This window comes from Solibacillus sp. FSL R5-0691 (genome assembly GCF_037974225.1).
Taxonomy (GTDB): Bacteria; Bacillota; Bacilli; order Bacillales_A; family Planococcaceae; genus Solibacillus.
The window spans coordinates 1,605,853-1,627,302 of sequence record NZ_CP150231.1 but is presented as its reverse complement, the minus strand read 5'-3'; the positions used below and the strand labels follow the sequence as shown (position 1 = coordinate 1,627,302).

Annotated in this window: 16 protein-coding genes; 3 read left to right on the top strand and 13 right to left on the bottom strand. The window is 40.8% G+C overall.

Translation table 11 applies throughout. The annotated features are described in order from the left end of the window. Window positions 1–102 precede the first annotated feature (102 nt). From MKY51_RS07995 to MKY51_RS07965, 7 genes are all read right to left on the bottom strand, one after another. On the bottom strand, window positions 103–675 hold the full coding sequence (locus tag MKY51_RS07995; protein ID WP_339176387.1) for an HAD family acid phosphatase: 573 nt from the start codon (window positions 673–675) through the stop codon (window positions 103–105). 14 nt (window positions 676–689) lie between these two features. Then, window positions 690–1,766, bottom strand: a complete 1,077-nt coding sequence (locus MKY51_RS07990; RefSeq protein WP_339176386.1) for an FAD-dependent monooxygenase — start codon at window positions 1,764–1,766, stop codon at window positions 690–692. Further along, window positions 1,759–2,874 carry a bifunctional diaminohydroxyphosphoribosylaminopyrimidine deaminase/5-amino-6-(5-phosphoribosylamino)uracil reductase RibD gene (gene ribD / locus MKY51_RS07985; RefSeq protein ID WP_339176385.1) on the bottom strand — a complete coding sequence of 372 codons (1,116 nt, stop codon included), beginning with the start codon at window positions 2,872–2,874 and terminating at the stop codon, window positions 1,759–1,761. The genes MKY51_RS07990 and ribD overlap by 8 nt, the downstream gene beginning before the upstream one ends. Window positions 2,875–2,886: 12 nt before the next feature. Continuing rightward, window positions 2,887–3,621, bottom strand: a complete 735-nt coding sequence (locus tag MKY51_RS07980) for a GTP cyclohydrolase II (protein WP_339176384.1) — start codon at window positions 3,619–3,621, stop codon at window positions 2,887–2,889. Between the two features lie 135 nt (window positions 3,622–3,756). Beyond that, complete coding sequence (gene panF, locus MKY51_RS07975; RefSeq protein ID WP_339176593.1) at window positions 3,757–5,202, bottom strand: sodium/pantothenate symporter; 1,446 nt, start codon at window positions 5,200–5,202, stop codon at window positions 3,757–3,759. After that, the gene (locus MKY51_RS07970; RefSeq protein ID WP_339176382.1) at window positions 5,202–5,474 is read right to left on the bottom strand and encodes a YhdT family protein; all 273 of its coding nucleotides are present in this window, start codon (window positions 5,472–5,474) and stop codon (window positions 5,202–5,204) included. The genes panF and MKY51_RS07970 overlap by 1 nt, the downstream gene beginning before the upstream one ends. 200 nt (window positions 5,475–5,674) lie before the next feature. Further along, entirely contained in the window at window positions 5,675–6,658 is a 984-nt protein-coding gene (locus MKY51_RS07965; protein WP_339176380.1) for a diaminopimelate dehydrogenase, read from the bottom strand. Window positions 6,659–6,910: 252 nt separating this feature from the next. Here MKY51_RS07965 and MKY51_RS07960 point away from each other — a divergent pair, with 252 nt between their 5' ends. Continuing rightward, window positions 6,911–7,366, top strand: a complete 456-nt coding sequence (locus tag MKY51_RS07960) for a hypothetical protein (protein WP_339176379.1) — start codon at window positions 6,911–6,913, stop codon at window positions 7,364–7,366. Next, window positions 7,354–7,647 (top strand): YxcD family protein, encoded by a 294-nt coding sequence (locus MKY51_RS07955; RefSeq protein WP_339176378.1) that lies wholly within the window; start codon window positions 7,354–7,356, stop codon window positions 7,645–7,647. Before MKY51_RS07960 ends, MKY51_RS07955 begins: the two co-directional genes overlap by 13 nt. A 53-nt stretch (window positions 7,648–7,700) precedes the next feature. Here the strand turns inward: MKY51_RS07955 and MKY51_RS07950 are convergent, their stop codons facing one another. The 6 genes from MKY51_RS07950 to MKY51_RS07925 form a co-directional block, all read right to left on the bottom strand. Further along, the gene (locus tag MKY51_RS07950; protein WP_339176377.1) at window positions 7,701–10,007 is read right to left on the bottom strand and encodes a YhgE/Pip domain-containing protein; all 2,307 of its coding nucleotides are present in this window, start codon (window positions 10,005–10,007) and stop codon (window positions 7,701–7,703) included. 339 nt (window positions 10,008–10,346) lie between these two features. Next, window positions 10,347–12,500, bottom strand: coding sequence for a 5'-nucleotidase C-terminal domain-containing protein (locus tag MKY51_RS07945; protein WP_339176376.1), 2,154 nt, complete (start codon window positions 12,498–12,500; stop codon window positions 10,347–10,349). A 182-nt stretch (window positions 12,501–12,682) separates the two neighbouring features. Next, the gene (acnA, locus tag MKY51_RS07940) at window positions 12,683–15,379 is read right to left on the bottom strand and encodes an aconitate hydratase AcnA (RefSeq protein WP_339176375.1); all 2,697 of its coding nucleotides are present in this window, start codon (window positions 15,377–15,379) and stop codon (window positions 12,683–12,685) included. Between the two features lie 308 nt (window positions 15,380–15,687). Further along, window positions 15,688–16,518: a DUF2785 domain-containing protein gene (locus MKY51_RS07935; protein WP_339176591.1), complete on the bottom strand. Its 831-nt coding sequence runs from the start codon at window positions 16,516–16,518 to the stop codon at window positions 15,688–15,690. Between the two features lie 114 nt (window positions 16,519–16,632). Next, window positions 16,633–18,015, bottom strand: coding sequence for a VWA domain-containing protein (locus tag MKY51_RS07930; protein ID WP_339176374.1), 1,383 nt, complete (start codon window positions 18,013–18,015; stop codon window positions 16,633–16,635). Between the two features lie 24 nt (window positions 18,016–18,039). Then, window positions 18,040–19,158, bottom strand: coding sequence for an AAA family ATPase (locus MKY51_RS07925; RefSeq protein ID WP_339176373.1), 1,119 nt, complete (start codon window positions 19,156–19,158; stop codon window positions 18,040–18,042). Between the two features lie 275 nt (window positions 19,159–19,433). Here MKY51_RS07925 and MKY51_RS07920 point away from each other — a divergent pair, with 275 nt between their 5' ends. After that, window positions 19,434–21,368 (top strand): right-handed parallel beta-helix repeat-containing protein, encoded by a 1,935-nt coding sequence (locus MKY51_RS07920; protein WP_339176372.1) that lies wholly within the window; start codon window positions 19,434–19,436, stop codon window positions 21,366–21,368. Window positions 21,369–21,450: the final 82 nt, after the last annotated feature.

Here is a 21,450-nt window from a genome sequence, read left to right as displayed (position 1 = left end):
AACAATACCATATATTCAATCAGTTGAAAGGAAAAATTCAAACTATTTTCACTTTTTATATAAAAAAATCCCCGAAAAAGCTCCGGGAATTTCTCCTGCCGATTACACCGAGGCATAACCGATCAGTTTATTGAATTCATTCCAACTTGTCAGACGCGGATATTCTACTGTCTGATTGTATGACTGATTTTTCACAATTACTTTCGTTGTGCTCCCCGCCAATGTATTTAAAACAGCCGGCTTATCATCTACATAAACGTCAAGTTCCAGACTTTTAATAATATCGATTTTCTCATGGTCTGCCATTCCGCAGTAAAAACGCTCATCCACAACCGGGAACCCCTGTGCTTTTACCCATGCTCGGGTCTGTTCACAATACTCTTTCGGACGAGACGTAATATAATAAATTTCATGTCCTTCTTCTGCCAAAGCATTTAAAACTTCCTTAGCCCCTTCAAAGCTAGGACAGTCTGTGAAATAGATTTCTTCCATCGTATCTTTCCACATTTGGCTGCCTTCTTCATTTGTTAATCTAAACGGTACGTGGATTTCGACTGTGGGGATTGTCTCGAAATCATCTTCGCTGATCGTCTTGTTCAATTTCTTATTATACAAATGAAATGCATGTCGACGTAAATCGATTAACGTATCATCAATATCAAAACCAAATTTCATCTATCTCACCTAACTTAATTTAATACGAGAAAAGCTTCATGGAACTTTTGCTCTTTTTCTATTTGTGTTGCCTGAATTTTTTCGATTTGCTTTTTTCGTGCCGTCGCACAGCTGACAAAATCAAATTCCTCATTTTCCAGCAGCATCTGGGCCAGCACATGGGCATCCATTAACGAACTGTTTAATCCGTAGGCACCTGTCGGGGTCATTGTATGAACAGCATCCCCAATTAATGCGACACCTTCTTTACCCCATTGTTCGGTCGTACTGCTGAAAACATCAAGCAGCACAAAGTCTTTCCATGACCGGATATGCTCCTGTACAGCAGGCGCCAATTGGGGAAATGCTTTTACGAGCTTTTCTATGAATGGGATAAACGGCTGTTTGCGTAATTCCGGGTAGCTGCCCTTTGCAATATTCCAACCGATTTGGACAAATCCTTTTGCCTGTGTAAACAGGGATATTTGCATGCCGTCAACTAAGGCCATTTTTATCGAAGGCGTCCAATACTCAGGTGCCGGTATTCTCGCCCAAAGCAAGTCATAGCCATGATCGCGAATCGTAACATCCAGATTCGCCAATTTTCTGACCGTCGAATAGCGCCCATCCGCACCGATAATAAGTTGTGCTTCAATTGTCATCTCAGCATCACCCTGTTTAGCGCGAACAGCTGTATATTGTCCATACTCGTTTTGAACAAGCTCTTTAACCGTCGTATTCAATAGATAGTCAAATGCCGGATAGCCTTTTGCCTGCTCGATAATTGCCTGAAGCAGATGTGCTTGCGGTACATGGATTCCTAAATGACCTACTGCGGGATCCGGTTCAATTGTTTTAAACTTTTCCCCGCCCATCCAATATTCCAATGTTTCCATCCGCAGCAAACCGAGCTGTTCAATTCGTTCAAAAAGCCCGTACTGTTTAAGAATCCGCTCGCCTTCCTCATTTAAATGTTCCCCGCGGAATGCCTTGGCAAAATCATTTGTCCGTTCAATTAAAAGAACCGATACATTATTTTTCGCCAATATATTGGCAAGCAGTGCACCGCCAGGACCACCGCCCACAATGCATACATCCACTTTTCTATTCATGTAAACCAGCCTTCTTTGGATAGGCTATAATACGCAAATCTTCGCCGATACGAGTGATTTCACCGAATTCAAGCTCGCTTGCCAAATCGATTGTTTCCACATCAGATCCGGTAAACGGTGTAATGGAGTTTTTCCCTCCCAATACTTTCGGAGCGACATATACCATATACTGGTCAATGAAGCCGCCTCGTAAAAATGATGCGTTCACATTGCCGCCACCTTCAACAAGCAGATGCGTAATGCCCTTTTTATATAATGCTTTCAACATATCCTCTAGGTTCAAGCCTGTTAAATCCTTTTTCACCCGGATAATTTCGACACCGTTACGTTCCAGTTGCTGTGCCTTTACTGGATCTGAGTCTATAGAAGTGACAATGATTGTACGAGCTTCTGTCGTATTCGCTATATCTGCATCAACCGGTGTTTTCAGCGTACTGTCCAACACTACTCGAATCGGGTTACGACCTTTCCGATTATCCTTTAGACGTGTCGTCAGTTTCGGGTTGTCATTTAAAACGGTTTGAACACCGACTAATATCCCGTCCACTTCATGGCGCAATTCATGGACATCCGCACGTGCTGCTTCACCCGTAATCCATTGGGAGTGGCCATTATATGTCGCGATTTTACCATCAAGTGTCATTGCGAACTTCGCCACGACAAAAGGACGTTCTGTCAGCATATTATGGATAAACCGTTCATTCAGTTTCTGGGCCTCCTCCTGGAGAACTCCCACTTCCACTTCGATTCCCGCTTCACGCAACAGACGGATTCCGCGTCCTGCCACTTCAGGGTTCGGATCTTCCATTGCAACAACAACGCGTTTAAACCCGCTTTCCTTTAGCAGCTTCGCACATGGCGGTGTTTTGCCGTAGTGCGAACAAGGTTCCAATGTGACATAAATCGTCGCACCTTTCGTATGCTCTCCTGCCATATTCACCGCATGTACTTCTGCATGAGGTTCCCCTGCTTTACGGTGAAGCCCTGTGCCGACGACGACGCCATCTTTTACGATAACGGCCCCGACTAACGGATTGGGATTTGTATTGCCTCTTGCACTTGCTGCCAGTTGGAGCGCTAGTTGCATATAGTCCTGATCAGTTTTCATTTAAAATTCTCCTTACACCGTTAACTTTTCAGCCATCGCGATATGACCAGACTTTTCTACTTTCGTTTTCAAGTACTGTTCATTCGTTTCTGTCAGACCGCCCCATAATGGAATATGGCCATCCGCAAGTAACCCGCTCTCCTGCAGTGCTGCAAGCTTTTTCGGGTTGTTTGTAATAAGTGTTACCGGTTTTGAACGCAATACTTGCAGTACACGGATTGCGTCATCATACGAACGGACATCATCTTCAAACCCAAGTGCAAGATTGGCTTCCACTGTATCAAATTCTTCTTCCTGCAATAAATAAGCGAGCGATTTTGAAAACAGCCCAATACCGCGTCCCTCATGATCTGCTAAATAGAAGATTGCGCCACAGCCGTGCTCGACAATCATTTTCATCGATTCATGTAACTGATAGCCGCAGTCACAACGCTGTGAACCGAAAATATCACCTGTATGGCAAATGCTGTGCATGCGGATCAATGCATCTTCCTGATTGGCGAAGTCTCCATATACGAGTACTGAAGACTGCTGGCCAAATGCTAAATGCATAGACGATACGGATTCCACTACTTGTTGTTTTGTCTGATTTTTTTCAACAGTTGTCCATGAATACCATTGGAATGTTGCTTCTAGATTTTCTTGCTTTATAGGTAGCTTTACCGGTCCGACTACTGCAATATTTTGCAGTTCATCACGACGGACAAGCTGAATTTTATCTTCTAAAATAGCCATTAATTTTTTCATCTAATCACCTTTAGTTTTTATTAAGTTACTTTATGTAACCTAGTTTACAATAATAAGTGTTTAACGTCAAATAAACCAGAACTATCAATTGATAGTTCTGGTTTCTATCATACAGACCTAAACCTGTTATGGCTATTAGAAATGGTAATCTTCTATTTTTTTCATCTTTTGCGCGATCAGACTTACCGCTACAAACGTAATAAGTGAAGCAAAGATTGGAATGGTAACGGAGTGCATGCCATAAATATTTTCCGCAAATCGATAGATGACAATATATAATGTCAGACCGACTATCATTGAACTGATGGCCCCGTATTTATTTGCTTTCTTCCAGTACAGGCCAAATACGACACTCCATAAAAAGGCTGATTCCAGTCCGCCGAACGCAAACAAGTTCAGCATGATTAACAGCTCCGGCGGTTTAACGGCAAATATCACTACCGCGATTCCGATAATGCTTGTCACCCAGAAGCTGCGGGTTTTGATCTGTTTATCGCTTGCTTTCGGATTGATATAGTTTAAATAAATATCTTTTACAACTGTAGAACTTACTAGGATGAGCAGTGCATTGACTGTCGACATAATAGCCGCCATTGGAGCTGCGAGTACGATCCCTGCCAGTACCGGCGGCAGCACTTCCAATGTCAAAAGTGGCATTACTTTATCGCCGACTTCTATACCAGGCATAACGGGACGTGCAAATACACCAATTAAATGCATGCCGAACATGATTGTCCCGATTCCGATTGTCCCGATCAGAATTGCTTTATGTAAGCTTTTCGAATCTTTGTAGCTCATCGCACGCACGGCAATCTGAGGCAAGCCGATGACCCCTAGTCCAATTAATATCCAAAATGTAGATACATACAGTGGTGTCAGATTCTGTTCTGCACCAAATGGCGTTACTAAATTCGGGTTTTCTGCAACGAGTGCTTGCATAATCGTATCAATACCACCACCGGCAATAACCGTAGCAATAAGAAGGACGACTGTACCGATAATCATAATAGACCCCTGCATTGCATCCGTTAATGCGACAGCCCGGAAACCGCCGATAATTACATAGGCTAATACAGCTACCGCAAAAATGAGCAATGCATTTGTATAGGAAAGCCCTGTCAGTGATTCAATCAGACGTGCACCGCCTACCCATTGCGCAGTCATTGAGGCAAACAGGAAAATAATGATGCTGATCGCCGATAAAATAACGATTGTATGACTGTCATAGCGTTTCTTTAAAAAATCGATTAATGTAATGGCTTCAATACGGCGTGCAACAATCGCAAATTTCTTGCCGAGCACCATTAACACAAAATAACCTGCAGGCAGCTGTGCCATTGCCAACAGAACCCATCCAAGCCCTGTATTATAGGCAACACCCGGTCCACCGATAAAGCTTGAAGCGCTGCCATATGTCGCCATCATCGTCATTGCCAGGATGAATCCGCCCATTTCGCGTCCGCCTAAAAAATACTCCTGTAAAAATGAATTCGATGTGCGTACTTGGCGATTTGCCCAAATACCGATACCAAAAATGATAATTAAAAATATAAATAATGGAATAATGACCGACCAATGTATCATTTATGTTTGTCCTCCTCTTCAAGCGAAATGTCTTTGAAGAAAAGTTTCATCGCGAGCCAGATTGAAATAATCATAAAAATTGTTCCTGCGATACAGCTATAGAAAAACCATGCCGGGAACCCTAATACGTAATCATACTCCAGCGGGTCACCGGAACCGAGCCCGTATGCAAATCCGAACCAGATTGCAAAGTTAATGATGACAAGCACGACACCGATCATTGCTTCTTTATGTGCGATTTTAAAACGCTTATCCTGCACATTAAACATCCTTTCTGTTTACCATTTGAATCTGATATAACTTCAGATTTTTAAGTGAATTCATTTCTAAAGTGGACAACCATCTTTCAGAGACTTAACCTCTCTATTCTACGTTGCCAACCAGCGAAAGAAAAGACTTTGTCATCGATTTGTCCGGCAAAACCAAAAAAAACGACGCCTAAATTTACTAGACGACGTTCGTTTGGATATTACAGTAATTCTTTGCGCAAATCTGCTGGCGATTTTGGGGATAATAAACCATATGGAATATCGAATACCGTCTTTGCACCTTTGTCTCCTTGTGCCTGCAATTTATAGGCAGCACGTGCATACGCAACAAGAACACTCGATGTGAACATCGGATTGGACTCAAGCGTTAATGAAAACTCCATAATTTGCTTATCTGCGTCACCAGATTGACCAGAACGGATGACAAACCCGCCATGCGGCATCCCTTGGTGATTTTCTTTAAATTCTGCTTCGGTAATAAAGTTTACCGTTGTATCATAGTCCGCAAAATAATTTGGCATTTCCTTAATTTCCTTTTCGATCACTACTGCATCCGCACCTTCAGCCAATACAACATAGCATTCACGGGCATGTTTTTCACGTGTTGTCAGGTCAGGATTTTCACCATTGCGTACACGGTTTACCGCTTCCTTGATCGGCAAAGTATATTGTACTGCATTTTTTACTCCTTCAATACGGCGTAAAGCGTCTGAGTGGCCTTGGCTTAAGCCGTCTCCCCAGAACGTATATGTATTTCCTTGTGGTAGAACTGTTTCACCTAATAGGCGGTTCAATGAAAACAGCCCCGGGTCCCAGCCAACCGAAATAATGGATACTTTATCACTTTTTTGTGCAACTGCATCAACCGTATCAAAGAAAACAGGAATATTTGCATGCGTATCATAACTGTCGATCGTATTGAACCATTGCGCAAAATGCGGAACTTGCTCCGGTAAATCTTTTGCAGAACCACCGCATAATATCATGACATCAATCTGTTCTTTATACTTAGGTGCATCATCCACTAGATACACCGGCACGTTCAGTGATTGTATAGCAACTGTAGCAGGATCACGACGCGTAAATACAGCTACCAATTCCATGTCAGTATTTTGACCGATCGCTGCTTCCACACCGCGGCCCAAATTTCCGTAACCTACAATACCAATGCGAATTTTACTCATCTTTTTCATTCCCCCAATTTCATTATTCGACGTATTTCCTTACATATTGATGTAAATTCAGAATTTTCATCTAAATTAAACTTCATCATACAGTGTCATTTTTATGAATACAATAATAATTGTGATTCTCACAAGAAAAGCTATATTTCGGGCATTGCTTGTAGTATTTGCTTAAAAGTGTTTTCATTTTCTATTTAGGTAGATTTTTGATATACTGAGAAAGTAAATAAATAGACTAATTGGGGGAAAAACATGAAAAAGTTATCAGCAATCTTAATAGCTTTCACACTTGTATTTTCAAGTGTAGGGACTACGATTTTATTTGCAAATGATGCAGATACTGTTGAAGCAAAAGGATACAAGTCAGGTAAAAAAGGCTTCAACAACAATAACAACTCAAATTTCCAAAAGAAAAACAACGATGCTACAAACCCGACAACAACAAAACAAAATAATAATTCTACAAAAAAGAATGATTCAAATACAGCTTCAACTAACAAAGGCGGTTTAATGAAAGGCTTAATGCTTGGTGGTTTAGCCGGTTTATTATTCGGTAGCTTATTTGCAGGCATGGGGATGTTAGGCAATATTTTAGGACTGTTGATCAACGTAGCAGCAATTGCGGCGATTGTCTTCTTCCTAGTGAAGATTTACCAGTTAATCAAACGCAAAAAGGATAAAGAGGTTACTGACTCGTGGAAAAACTAACATTACTTGAACAAGATTTAATTAATGCCGTTTGTCTGTTCCATGCAAAATTCAAAAACGCAGCACCCGAAGAAGTGGAAGTGGAGCTGATGTATGATGATGTTGCCGGATATTCAGCGGAAGCTTTCTACAACGGACAATTGGATGTATACAACTCTGTGAATTTCATCATGGCACTTCGTCTGTATATTGATGAGCAGCTTGGCCGTGATTCAATGTCAGCGCGTATTTCTCTCGCTATTGATGATGAAGAAGGCATGATTGCCCACGTAGAGTTTTAATGAAATGTTAAAAAACCCGTCACTCTCTTTTATGAGAGCGGACGGGTCTTTTTTTATGCAGTCGGCTGCACTTCCGGTGTGTACTTCGTCGTAAGTGATTTATAGCTTACGATAAACGCAACTAATGCCAACACAGAAGCAACAACTAAATAAATAACCAGCGTTAAAGCATTTGATGATAATAATGAAAGATCACCTAATGAAATAACCGATTTAAATCCTGAAATTGAATACGTAAACGGTAAATATGCACTTACAGCCTGTAAATTTTCAGGCAGCATTGGAATCGGCAAATTCGAGCCTGTAATCGATAATTGTGCAACAGCCAGTACAAGTGCGATAAACCGACCGATATTGCCTGCAACCGATACAAGGAAGAAAATGATCGACATAAATACAATGCTGACAAAAATCCCGAATAAAATAAACGGCACGACATGTTCTACCGATAGCTGTAATACAACTAATGTAAATACAGTAACCAGCACGGCCTGAATTGTAGCAAAGAGTGCCAATTGCAGCCACTTACTGACAAACCAGCTTACCGCAGACTTTGGCAATACAGCCGGCTTTTTAAAGTCAACAAACATGGACAATACGAGCATACCTACGAATAATGCCAACGATAAAATATACGGTGCCGTTGAATCACGGTAATATTCGTATGCATTGACTTTCTCCCCTGCCAATGTGACCGGTGATGAGAACATCGCGATATTTTCGTCGGTAATCCGTAATGCCGCCACTTGTTCACGTCCGCCTTCCAGACCAGTCGCCAATTCCGATGAACCTGCCTGAAGACGATTCACCCCATCATTTAATGAAGTAACCCCTTCTGTCATCGTTTGCCATCCAACTGCTACGGTTTCATTTCCTGAACTGATTTGCGTTAAACCGCTTTTCAGATTGGAAACACCTGCACCTAATTTGTTCCAAGAGCTCGTTAGCGAGGCGTTACCATTTGCTACCTGTGATGCACCACCCGCTAAGTTAGAAGCCCCTGAAACGACTGCTGTCTGCCCTGCAACAAGCGCATCGATACCTTTAACAGCTTTTTCTTGTCCCGCTGTTAATGAACCAATTCCGGACACGATTGTTTTTTGGCCTGCAATCGCATTTTCAAGACCTGTCGTCAATGCCGGCATGGATTGTGCAATCTGGTTGGCACCATTACTTAATGCATTGGCACTTTGAACGGCAACAGGATAAACGCTGCCGAGTTCACCTAAACCTGCACTTAACGCTAGTAAATTTTCACGGTATGCTTCCATACCAGGTGCTTGCGCCAAGCTTTGCAGCAATACTGCACCTTGCGCCATTTGTTCAATATCTGCCTGTTTTGACTGCAATACTGTCGCCAGCTGGTTCAAACCTTTTGCCAAGCCAGGATTCGCTTGTGTGCCGTCTCCTACCGCAATCCCTGCGTATAGCTGGTTCGCTCCTGCAGAAAGCTGCTGTAACCCACTAAGTAGATTTTCGGAACCAGGCTGTAATTGCTGTAAACCTGTGTAGATTTCCGTTGAACCGCCTTTTAACGAGTTAAGTCCGGCTAATACTTGCTGTGACCCTCCTTTTAACTGTGTAGCACCAGATGCCACTTGACGTGAGCCGGATGCTAGTTTGTTAATGTCACCCGTTCCTCCATTGATCGCGGAAAGAAGCTGGCCTGCCCCCGCATCGGCCGTCTTCGCACCGGCAGCAAGTTTGTTAATATCTGCCGATTTTTCCGTCAACGATGTTAATAAGGTGTTTGTCCCATCTGCCAGCTGCTCCGTGCCATCCACGATTTGCTTCGAACCATCCGCTCCGGTAGCAAATCCTGTTTCGATATCCGTAAATCTTGAGAATACCGTTCTGGCATAAGTCGCTGTAATTTTGTCCCCTAATTGTTCGCGAAGTTTTTCAACAGCACTGTTTGTTACTTGCGCTCCCATGAAGTTTAACCCTTCATTTTGGATATAGCGCAATTCCGGCACTTGCGGATTTGCATCAAGAACGGTAGTCACCTTTTGTGAAAAGTCTTCAGGTACTTCTACCACCAAGTAAAATTCCTGATTTTCCAACCCTGCCATCGCTTCTTCTTCTGTCACGAAATGCCAGCCTAATGAATTACTCTCCTTTAATGTTTCCATTAAATCTTCGCCGACATTGATTGCTTGACCACCCGAAACCCCGCCTGCATCCTTATTGACGAATGCAACCGGTAAGTTATCCAGATTGTCATACGGTCCCCATGTAGCTGACAGAAGAACAGCTACGTAAACAATTGGAATGAGCATGACACCGATCAACGCAACGAGTAAACCTTTACGATTTTTCAGTGACTGCAATTCCTTCCCAAACAACTGAAACGACCCCATAAAAAACCCCCCTTTTTTATAAAATTAGTCCTATACGAATGAATGAACACTCATGCGTATAACAATAATATATTCTAAGTTTTTACATATTTCTACTAGAAAATGTAAATATTTTCTTATTAGTACGTGAATTTTGTTCATATTAATATTCAAAAAATAGGACAATATAATCGTTAAATAACATTCTATTTTAGGACCAACTATATTTATCTGAATTTTCTAACTTATAATGTTATCGAGTTGTAAAGTAAACGCTTTCATTTACATAATATTATTTGCAGAAAAATAAATAAAAAAACCACTAACATGGTTGCCCAAATTAGTGGTTTCGCTATTGAATTATTTTTCCGCAGGTGCAGCTACATCTACAATGCGGCCTTCTGTCGTAAACTTAATTTCTTTCATTGATAGTAATTGTTCTTTTAAGTTTTCCCAATCTGATAAACCTAAGTCCGTCACACGGCCTTCACCGTATGCTTTTTCGAATGAGCTGAAGCCGTCTCCGCCTTTAGCTGTGAAGGCATTTGTAGCTACTGTGTATGTGTCGTTATCCGCTATATCGACATATGCATTCGTTGCTTCATCAAAGTATTTTAATGAAACGACACGAGAACCTACTTCTTTAGAAGAATCGTATTCTAGTTTAGCACCTGAAATATGCAGGAATCCGCCGTTCTCTTTTGGAGCTTCTTTCACAGAGTGTTCAAATGCCGCTTTTAATTCAGCACCTGTAACATCCATTAATGCTAATGTATTACCAAATGGCAATACTGTAATAACTTGTCCTGTTGTAATATTGCCGGCAGGAATTGCAGCACGGATACCGCCGCCATTTTGCATTGCCATTACAACTTTTTTATCAGTATATTGTTTCGCTTTTGCAAGCATACCGTCAGTAATAATATTACCTAATACCGTTTCGCTGTTACGTACACTCACTGGATTATCATCTGATGCACGAGGGCTTACTAAATCTTCTGCGATAGTTACACCGATTTCGGCTTTAGTAATTTCATCCACTTTTTCTTTAAACGGCGCTAGCATTTTTAAACCTTCAGCGTCATCTGCAAGTTTACCGATTTCAACTAACTGACCGTCATGTTTCACGATGACACCATTTTCATCGAACTCAACGTTCACAGTACCTAGGAAACCAGCGTACTCTTTCGCTTGAACAATCAATGTTGCATCCTTTTTCTCGCCAACAGTGTTTGTATCAATTACGACTGGCTCTTTCAGTTCAGTATGCGTGTGACCGCCTACGATAATATCAATTCCAGGTACTGATTTTGCTAGAACTTGATCATTGTCATATGCAGGGTTATCGTCATAACCGATATGTGTTAAAGCAATAATTTTATCGACACCTTTATCTTCAAACGCTTTAACCGCTTTTTTCGCTTCGTCGATATAATTTTCAAATGCTACACTTCCTGGTGATGCGATGTCTTTCGTTTCAGCCGTCGTTAAACCGAAGATCCCGATTTTTTCGCCGTTTACTTCTTTAATCATACCAGCGTAAATTTTGCCGTTTTCTGGCTCGCTTGATACTAAGTCAGAGAACATTCCTGTAAACAGGCTGTCTTTTGTAAAGTCAACATTCGCCGTTAATACCGGGAATTGTGAAGCTTTAATGAAGTCTGCCAATGCTTTATGTCCTTCTGGTGAAGAACCTAAGTCAAATTCATGGTTACCTAATGTGATCGCATCAAATTTCAATGCATTTAAAAACGGTAGATCTGCTTGTCCTTGGAATTCGTTGAAGTACAATGTACCGCTGAATACGTCACCTGCATGCAATAAAAGCGCATCCGGTGTTTTAGCGCGTTGTTCCTTAACTGCCGTCATTAATTTCGGGAATGAATCCACACGTCCATGAGTATCGTTCACATGCATGATCGATAATTTATAATTGTCTGTTTCAGGTTCAGGCTGTGGTGCTGGTGCAGCCGCTGCAAGCATTGTTGCCAATACGCTTGAAAGTTCACCACGAGTTAGTTGTTTCGTAGGGTGGAATACAACTTTAGCCTCTGTTAATAATGCTGTTGCATCAATCGGATATACCGCTGAAACATTCGTTAAAATTTTAGCAAACTGATTATGTGTAATTTTATCCGCTGTACGGAATGTGCCGTCTTCATAACCTTTTACAAATCCAGTAGCTACTAATGCCGCTATTTGACTGTAATACTGGTTTGACGTTTTAATATCTTTGAAGTTAGGATTTTTCACATTTGTCGTATCTAGTTTAAGAGCACCCGCAATCATTTTTGCAGCTTGTCCACGTGTAACCGTTGCGTCTGGTTTAAAAGTACCATCTTCAAATCCTTTAACGATACCTGCAGAAGTTAGAGCATTGATTCCATCTGCATATGGATGGCTAACAGAGACATCCGTGAAAATTGTCTCTTCTGCCATTACACCTGTTGCTCCTACAGCTACTGCCGTAAATGCTGCTAAAGCTGTTGCTGAATACATTCTTTTTTTCTTCATCCAAAAGACCCCCCAAAATTTTTAACCTTCCTTTTGATAGTAACGAAATATTATAAAAATTTCCACATTTTCCGTAAAATTTTACTGTTAATTAACAAAAAATACATTCTTTAGGTCCTTTTTGCACAAAAAAAGACAAAGCCAATCGAAATTGACTTTGTCTTTCAAGTTATAGAATGGAATTATTGTTGTGCAGCTTTAGCACGTAATACCATTTGTAGGATACCACCGTGACGGTAGTAGTCTACTTCTACTTCAGAGTCGAAACGAGCTAACGCTTTGAACTCAGTTACTTTTCCTTCTGGAGAAGTAGCAGTAACAGTTAGGATATCACGTGGTTTAACATCATCAGTTAAGTTAACGTCGATTGTTTCGTCACCTTTTAATCCTAAAGTTTCAGCTGATTCGCCAGCCATGAATTGTAATGGTAATACGCCCATCATTACTAAGTTAGAACGGTGGATACGCTCGTAAGATTGTGCGATTACAGTTTTAACGCCTAGTAAGAATGTACCTTTAGCAGCCCAGTCACGAGATGAACCCATACCGTAGTCGTTACCAGCTAATACTACTAAGCCAGTACCTGCTTCTTTGTACTTCATGCAAGCATCGTAAATGTACTCAACTTCGCCTGTTGGCCAGTAAGTAGTGAAACCACCTTCTGTACCTGGAGCGATTTGGTTACGGATACGGATGTTAGCGAATGTACCGCGCATCATTACTTCGTGGTTACCACGACGAGAACCGTAAGAGTTGAAGTCACGGATTGCAACTCCGTTTTCGATTAAGTACTTACCAGCTGGTGTATCTTTACCGATTGCACCTGCAGGAGAGATGTGGTCAGTAGTGATAGAGTCACCGAACTTAGCCATTACACGCATTCCAGCTAATGTTTGGATAGCACCTGGCTCTTTAGAAAGACCAGTGAAGAATGGTGGGTTTTGGATGTAAGTTGATTTGTCATCGAAAGTATATAAGTTTTCAGTTGAAGTTTCGATTGCATTCCAAGCTTCGTTAGCAGTGAATACAGTTTCGTATTCTTTTTGGAATAATTCACGAGTTACAACTTTATTTAATACTTCGTTAACTTCTTCAGTTGATGGCCAGATATCAGCGAAGAATACTTCTTTGCCTTCTGGAGTTACAGCGATTGCGTCTTTTTGTAGATCGATATCTACAGTACCCGCTAATGCGTAAGCAACAACTAATGGTGGTGAAGCTAAGAAGTTAGCTTTTACTAATGGGTGTACACGACCTTCGAAGTTACGGTTACCTGATAATACAGAAGTTACGAATAAATCGTTTGATTTGATTGCATCTTCGATTTCTGGTAATAAAGGACCAGAGTTACCGATACATGTTGTACAACCGTAACCAACTGTGTTGAAACCGATTTGGTCGAAGTAGTCTTGTAAACCTGATTCTTCTAAGTAGCCAGTAACTACTTTAGAACCTGGAGCTAATGAAGTTTTAACCCACTTAGCAGGTTTAATACCTAACTCTACAGCTTTTTTAGCAACTAAACCAGCAGCTAATAATACGTATGGGTTAGATGTGTTTGTACAAGAAGTGATGGCTGCGATTGCTACCGCACCAGCTGGAATTTCAACAGCACCGTCTGCAAAGTTAGCAGTAGATGTTTTTGAGAATTCTTCTTCTGTTAAACCGAAACCTTGTGTACCTTGAGGAGCTACTACTGACTCACGGTAAACTTTTTTCATTTCAGTTAAAGGAATTAAATCTTGTGGACGTTTAGGACCAGAAAGGTTAGCTTCGATGTCAGCTAAGTTGATTTCTAAAACGTCAGTGTATACAGGCTCTAATTCTGGGTTGAAGAACATGTCGTTAGCTTTTAAGTAAGCTTCAACAACAGCAATGTGCTCTTCGTCACGGCCAGTTAAGCGCATGTAGTTTAATGATTCTTCATCAACTGCGAAGAAACCACAAGTAGCACCGTATTCTGGAGCCATGTTTGAGATTGTAGCACGGTCAGCTAATGGTAAACCAGGTACGCCAGGTCCGAAGAACTCAACGAATTTGTTTACTACGCCACGAGCACGTAATACTTGAGTTACTTTTAATGCTAAGTCAGTAGCTGTAGTACCGTTTGGTAATTCGCCTACTAATTTAACACCGATAACATCAGGAATTGGGAAGTAAGATGGTTGACCTAACATACCAGCTTCAGCTTCGATACCACCAACACCCCAACCTAGAACACCGATACCGTTGATCATAGTTGTGTGAGAGTCAGTACCTACTACTGAGTCAGGGAATGCTACTAAACCTTCTTCTGTTTCGTTAACGTGAACGATTGGAGCTAAGTACTCTAAGTTAACTTGGTGTACGATACCAGTTGCTGGTGGTACAGCGCGGAAGTTATCATAAGCAGTTTGAGCCCATTTTAAGAAGTTATAACGTTCAGCGTTACGTTCGAACTCTAAATCCATGTTCGCTTGTAATGCTGCTGCGTTACCGTATTTGTCTACTTGTACTGAGTGGTCAATTACAAGGTCTACAGGAATTGCAGGGTTGATTTTAGCTGGGTCTCCACCCATTTCTTTCATTGCAGAACGTAATGAAGCTAAGTCAACTACTACTGGAACACCAGTGAAGTCTTGTAATACTACGCGAGAAGGTTTGAATGGTACTTCAGCATCTGCATTGTGATTACCGAAGTTAGCTAATTCATTAACATGCTCGTCTTTAATTACATAGTTATCATATTGACGTAATACTGATTCTAATAATACTTTAATTGAATAAGGTAGGCGTGATACTTTTGCGATACCAGCTTCTTCAATTGCAGCTAAACGGAAATAGTTATAAGTTTTACCGTTAACTTCAAAAGTCGAACGACTGTTGTGTAAGTTTGCCATGTTGTGTTCCCCCTAGTTTTTCTTAATTGAAAAGGTTGTAAAGCTCTTTTCTCCACAGTCAATAATAACGCACATTCATACATAAGTAAATTGCATTATTATTATCTTTTGCGATAAGTTAAAATTATGACCTATCGGAAATGCCATTTTCTTCTGCAATTCATTTAGAAATCCTACTTTGTCAGAAAGTTCTTCTAACATTGGTTTCCTCAACAAATGATCCTACAATAAAAATGGCATATTTTTTTAGTACATCTTGTAATAAATTTAAATCACAATCAATTTATTATTGTACTAAAATAAAACCCTTAGTTTAATTTGAGCCAGTGCTGAATGAATGTTGATACAATACTGCGCAGTTTTTCATTCCGATTGGCAAATTTCAAGTAAAAATAAAGTGTTTTTGCCACGTTCAGCTGGTTTGTTCTCGCTTTAAACCAAAGTGCATCATAGCCGCGCTCATAGGCGACCATTTCCAGCTGGTCAAACAGCTGTTCAAACCATTCAATGAACAGTTCTTCGTCGATATTTTTGGCTAGCAATGCCTGAATAATATTGCAGAAACGTTCTTCTTCGTCATCGACAAATACATAGCCCTTCCAAATATTTGCGCGGATTGCCTGCAGTATTTGGGATGTAAACCGAATCGGATACAGCGGGTGCGCAATAATGGCGTTGATCAACTCCGTTGTATTCGTAATGCTATGGGCCCAGCCAGACTTCGGATCGACAAAGCTTCGCAAATCCTGCTCTTTCGATAACAGTGCCACCGCATTTTGCGCAAGCAGCTCCAACTGTTCCCCATTTAAAATGGCAAGCTGGCGATCGGAATTTACGATTGCCGCTAAATAAAGTGCCGCATAGGAACGCTGAAAAACAGAAGGTGTTCCTTTTTCACCGATATTATAAAGTAAACCGTCTGTTGAAGAAAGTTTGCTCACAAAATCGGTAATCACTGTCTCACCGAGTGCATTTTCAGATAACAGCAAAATGAACAGGCGGTAATTCAGCTGGTCTCGGGTTGCCGCTTCTTCATGACCAATTGTCTCCAGTATATCATTCAATATCGACGGGTGCTCCTGAATAGATTGTTTTCGCTCTTCCGTCGTCATTTCAAAAAACTTTTCATAATCTTCCACTAACAAAAAGACGCCTCCTAACCAAATGCCTAACAATATTGTAAGAGACGTACGATCATTTGACTAGGTAAAAGCTCTTCTAATAGACGCACACCTTCTGAATATACCCGTTTTTCACAAAACAAATGCATCTTCTGCTTCAAATAATTCATTTACTTCAATAACCCGATCCGAAAAGCGGTCGACTACATTCAAATCGACGGTATTGAACAAATTCGTTAATACAATTGAAGTACATTCAAACTGCTTCTGCTTTTTTGTATGCTCAAATTCTTCTATAAAACGCGATGGTAAAAAACTGGACCCGTCCGTCACGAACAGCAAATCCGCTTTTTTAAATTCACTTTTCTTCAACAGCTCCAACGCTTCCCGTAATGGGAGCTCGTAGTTTGTACCGCCGCCGATGAAACTGTCACTGAACTGAATGAGATCCTGGGTCTTTGCCTGACCTTTTCTGAATAATTTAATTTCCCCTACATTCGTTGCGAAAGGGATAATCGCAAAATCTCTTTTCTGTTTTTTAGCGATATTCAGTAGCGCAATACAAAACGCTTTGCTCTGTGCTTTAATCGATGTCATGGAACTGCTTTCATCCATACACACAATAATCGGCCCCTTACCTTGACGATCCTTTCCCTTCTTATTAAAAACAAGTGTTTGCTGCTCGCTTAATCGCTTTAAAAAATCGAGCTTGCTATGTCCGAGCATATAGTTGCCCAATTCCGCCGGCAACAGACGCGACAGCTCATGCCCAAAAGTCACCGATTGATGCTGGACCGTCTCATCTTGTTTTGACTTCTGCTTTTTTGTTGCAATTTTTTTAAACCGGCCGACTAATTCGGCAATTTTCTGCAATTCTTTGCGCTCGCCAATCATTCTCGCCAGTTTAAACTGATCGCTTAAAGGCACCTGATCGATTTTTTTGCCATCCATCGTTCCGACTTTCATGACCGCAGTTTTTGTATGATGAATATTTTTTTTATTTTCCTGCAGCATCATACCGATTGATGTTTTCGATAACTGCTTTAAATATTCCCGTTTTTCCGGTATATCAATCGTTACGTTTGGCGTCTGCTGCTTCTTTTGAAAGGCTTCCAGTTGTTCAATTTGAAAAGGGTTTTTTTGTTCCTCATAAAATTGGAAGCTTTTAAGAAGCTGCTCTGCAATGCTGACAGAAGTGAGGACACTTAATAGCTCATCGCCCTTTGTTAGCTCATGCCATTGAATGTATTCCTCATTTTTCAGCAGCTCTTTCACAAAATCATACTGCATCTTATCCAGTTGCTTTGCATTTTCATTTAATACAGGCGCTTTATAATAGAAAGCATGCCAGCAATCCCCGATGATATTCGTAAAGCCCGGAACTATTTTTTCGCCTGCAATGCAGCTGTCATTCAACAAAGTAGCCATTTTCAATAATTCGTTAAATCGTGCCTTTTGCTCTGCACTGCCCTTAAAAACAGTTCGGCTGTAGATTACATGTATGTTCTCACTCAAAAAGCATCCCACCTTCTGTATTCTTTAAAATCCGATAACATCTGAAGTGATTCGCAGCAATTGTTTATGCATTTCCGTTTTGAGACTGTTTAATTCCGGTCGACTCGGGATTTGGCGGCTCATATTTTGTACTTCCATAAATAAGTTTTTCCCCTTTAGCAGCAGCTGACTCAGCTCCGATTTGGCAAACGGGGATTTTTGAAGCATCGCATTTCTTGCTGTTAAGATAATCATTTCAAACTCGGTCGATGTCCTGTGTATAAACGCATCGACTGTATCAAAGGCCACTTCGTTAACAATTCGCTCTGTTACCGTTTTTTGTTCAATTGTTTCCCATAAAACATTTGTCAAAATCAACAAGTCTTCCCGAATTACTTCTGTTCGGCCGTCTAAATACGCTTTAGCTTTTAAAGTCGACAATGACTGTTTAAAACGGCGATCGGACGGACGTATGCCTTCATCATGAAGGGCCTGCCTGATTTTGGCGAGCACTTTAAAAATCGTATCCGATATTGCCACCTTATTCGTCTTTTGCTGATGTTCGTAGAGCTCGTCCAATGTTATTTTCCATACTTCCTTTTCACTATCATCTTTCAGCATGGCAATGAAATCTTCTACTTCCCGGATATAGTTTACTTCATAGCGAAGCAAGAAACGGTCAAATAATGCCTCCAGCCCTTCCCCGTCTTCAATATATTCATTGGAAGAACCGACCATCGTCAAAAGCGGGGAAGCAACTGGAATCCCGTTATTGTAATAGATCCGCTCATTGATTAGAGTGAGCAGTGAATTCAGGATTGCTGAGTTCGCTTTAAATATTTCATCAATGAACGCAAAATGGGCTTCCGGCAGCATATTTGTCACATTCCGCTTGTAGACCCCCTGTTCCAAATCTTTTAAAGAAAGTACCCCAAACAATTCTTCAGGCGTACTGAAAGGCGTCAATAAATGCTGGAAACAATGACTTCCCTCAACGATGGAACCAAGCATGGACGATAGCACACTTTTTCCCGTACCCGCCGGACCGATAAATAAAAGGTGCTGCCGTGATAATAGAGCAATTAATAACGCATCAATTTCTTCTTCCCGATCATAAAAACGTTCGTTCAGTTGCTGACGGATCGTTTGCAGCTGTTCATACATTGATTGACCACCTTCCCTTTTTCGTTAAATACGACACCCGCACATTTATGTAATCTTCTCCTTATAACGTTACACTTCCTGTACAGTTTTTAAACCTTTTCCCTGTTACATTTCTTCCTTTAAAGAACTAGGAATATTTCAGCTGACTTTGCACTATTTTAGTAAGAGCAGAATAAAAATTTTTTCATGTTTTTACACAATTTTAGTTGCAAATGATTAATTTTGTTATTTTACGTGAACATATTACATATAGCATGTTTTGTAGGAGGAATCGTATGGCGTTAGTAAGAGTTTCATCTTCAATTTTTTCACGCATTAAAACTATTCAAAAAGCTGTGCAACGAACAACGAGCCATGATGAAATTACCGTTGCATCCGGGACATATAAAGAAACATTGACTTTTGAGGAAAATAGAACGATTGCAGCACAAAAGGATGCAACTGTCTGCATAAAAGGATCCATCGTGATCGCTGATTGTGCGACGGTCATATTCGAGAACATGACGATTCAACCTACAACGCAAATTTACGTCGAAGGTAAAATTATATTAAAAAACTGCGTTATTCAAGGTGGACGTACGAATGTACTGTTAGCATTGAACGGTGGAACCATTGTCTGTAAAAACACAACGTTCAGAGATGCAACGGATGCGGCAGTCACATTGGTTTACAATAGTGATGCCCAATTTGAACAGTGTCATTTTGAAAACAATAAAAAAGTGCATATTCTAGCGGAAAATTCAACGCTTCGTTTAACAGATTGTACCCTTTCCAAAGCAAATCAGGCACTTTGGGTGAAGACAAATGCAAAGGCCTATTTAACCCGTGTGAAAGTACATCACCATTCAGGGACACAGCTCATTATCCAGGACAATGCCTTATTGGAAATGGAAGCCTGTGAAGTGATGCATGGCGAGGGTAATGGTATATATGCATCAGACCATTCAAACATACATTTATCGAAAACAACAATCCAACACCATCACCTACCTCAAGTCTGGATGCAAAGAAGTTCCCTAAACGTAACAGATTGTCAAATTCAATATGGTAATGAATCCGGTATTATTTTACGGGACTATTCAGAAGCAATGATCGAGAACTCATTGATTGCGTTTCATAAAATTGCGAATATCCAGCTACTGCTCGAATCTTTCCTGAATATGACGAATTGTGAAGTGAACAGCTGTCAAGGTGTCGGAATTCATATAAAGGAAAAATCGGTTGCCAACTTCAATAGTACGGTGTTTGCCTATAATATACTGCCGCAGCTTTTCATTACTGAAAACTCCATTTGCACAATAAAAGATGCGACCATTCAGGAAGGAAAGCAGATTGGGGTTTATACAGAAAAAGGTGCTTCATGTTCAATCGTATCCAGTACAATTACCGGCCATAAAAATGCGGCGCTTACGGTAATGGAAGCGGAGTTACTCCTATTAAATACGACCGTTCATCATAACAAAGGCAATGGTATTTTAGCGGTCAATCATGCGAAAACTTCTGTGGACAATTGCCATTTCAATCACAATGACCTGGCACATATAGCCGGGAAAAATAATAGTACGGTGACGATTTATCAAAGCGAACTAATCGGCGGAAAAAGTATTTTTGTCATGGACGGGTGTGAACTTGAAGTAACCGAATCGGTAGTGAAAGATGGTACGGGGATTCAAATTGAAATGGTCGGCAATACGAATGCAACGATTCAGCATTCCCAAATTAGCGGCGGCGAAACAAACGGCATTGTGGCGATGAAAGATGCATCGCTCCACATCATCGAAAGCGAAATTTCTTGTCATAAAATGCCGCAAATCATCATCAATGACAGTTCCCTTGTGTTAAAAGACAGTGAGCTGATGGAAGGTGAACGGAACGGGTTAATTATCGAAAACCATGCAGAGGCGTTAATTCAGGATTCGTTCATTTCCAACCATATGTATTCGCAAATATGGATCGACTCCGAATCTTCGGTTGAGCTGAATGCCACACAGATTATAGAGGGCCATGAATCCGATATATTTGTACAAAACAAATCGGTTCTCCATGCTTCAAAGTGCATTATTCAAAATGCGAAGTTTGATTTCAACATCCAAGCGGTCAACTATTCAAAAATTTATCTGACCGAGACAATGGTCGACAACTCGTTCGGCTCAAAGTTCTACAGTGAGAATAACAGCGAAATTTCATCGAATTTGGATGAAATCAGCTAACAGCATTTACTACCTGTGGCTTTTTCAGTTGCAGGTAGTTTTTCATGTGGTCCGAAAAAAACAATCTACCCGTATTTGGATA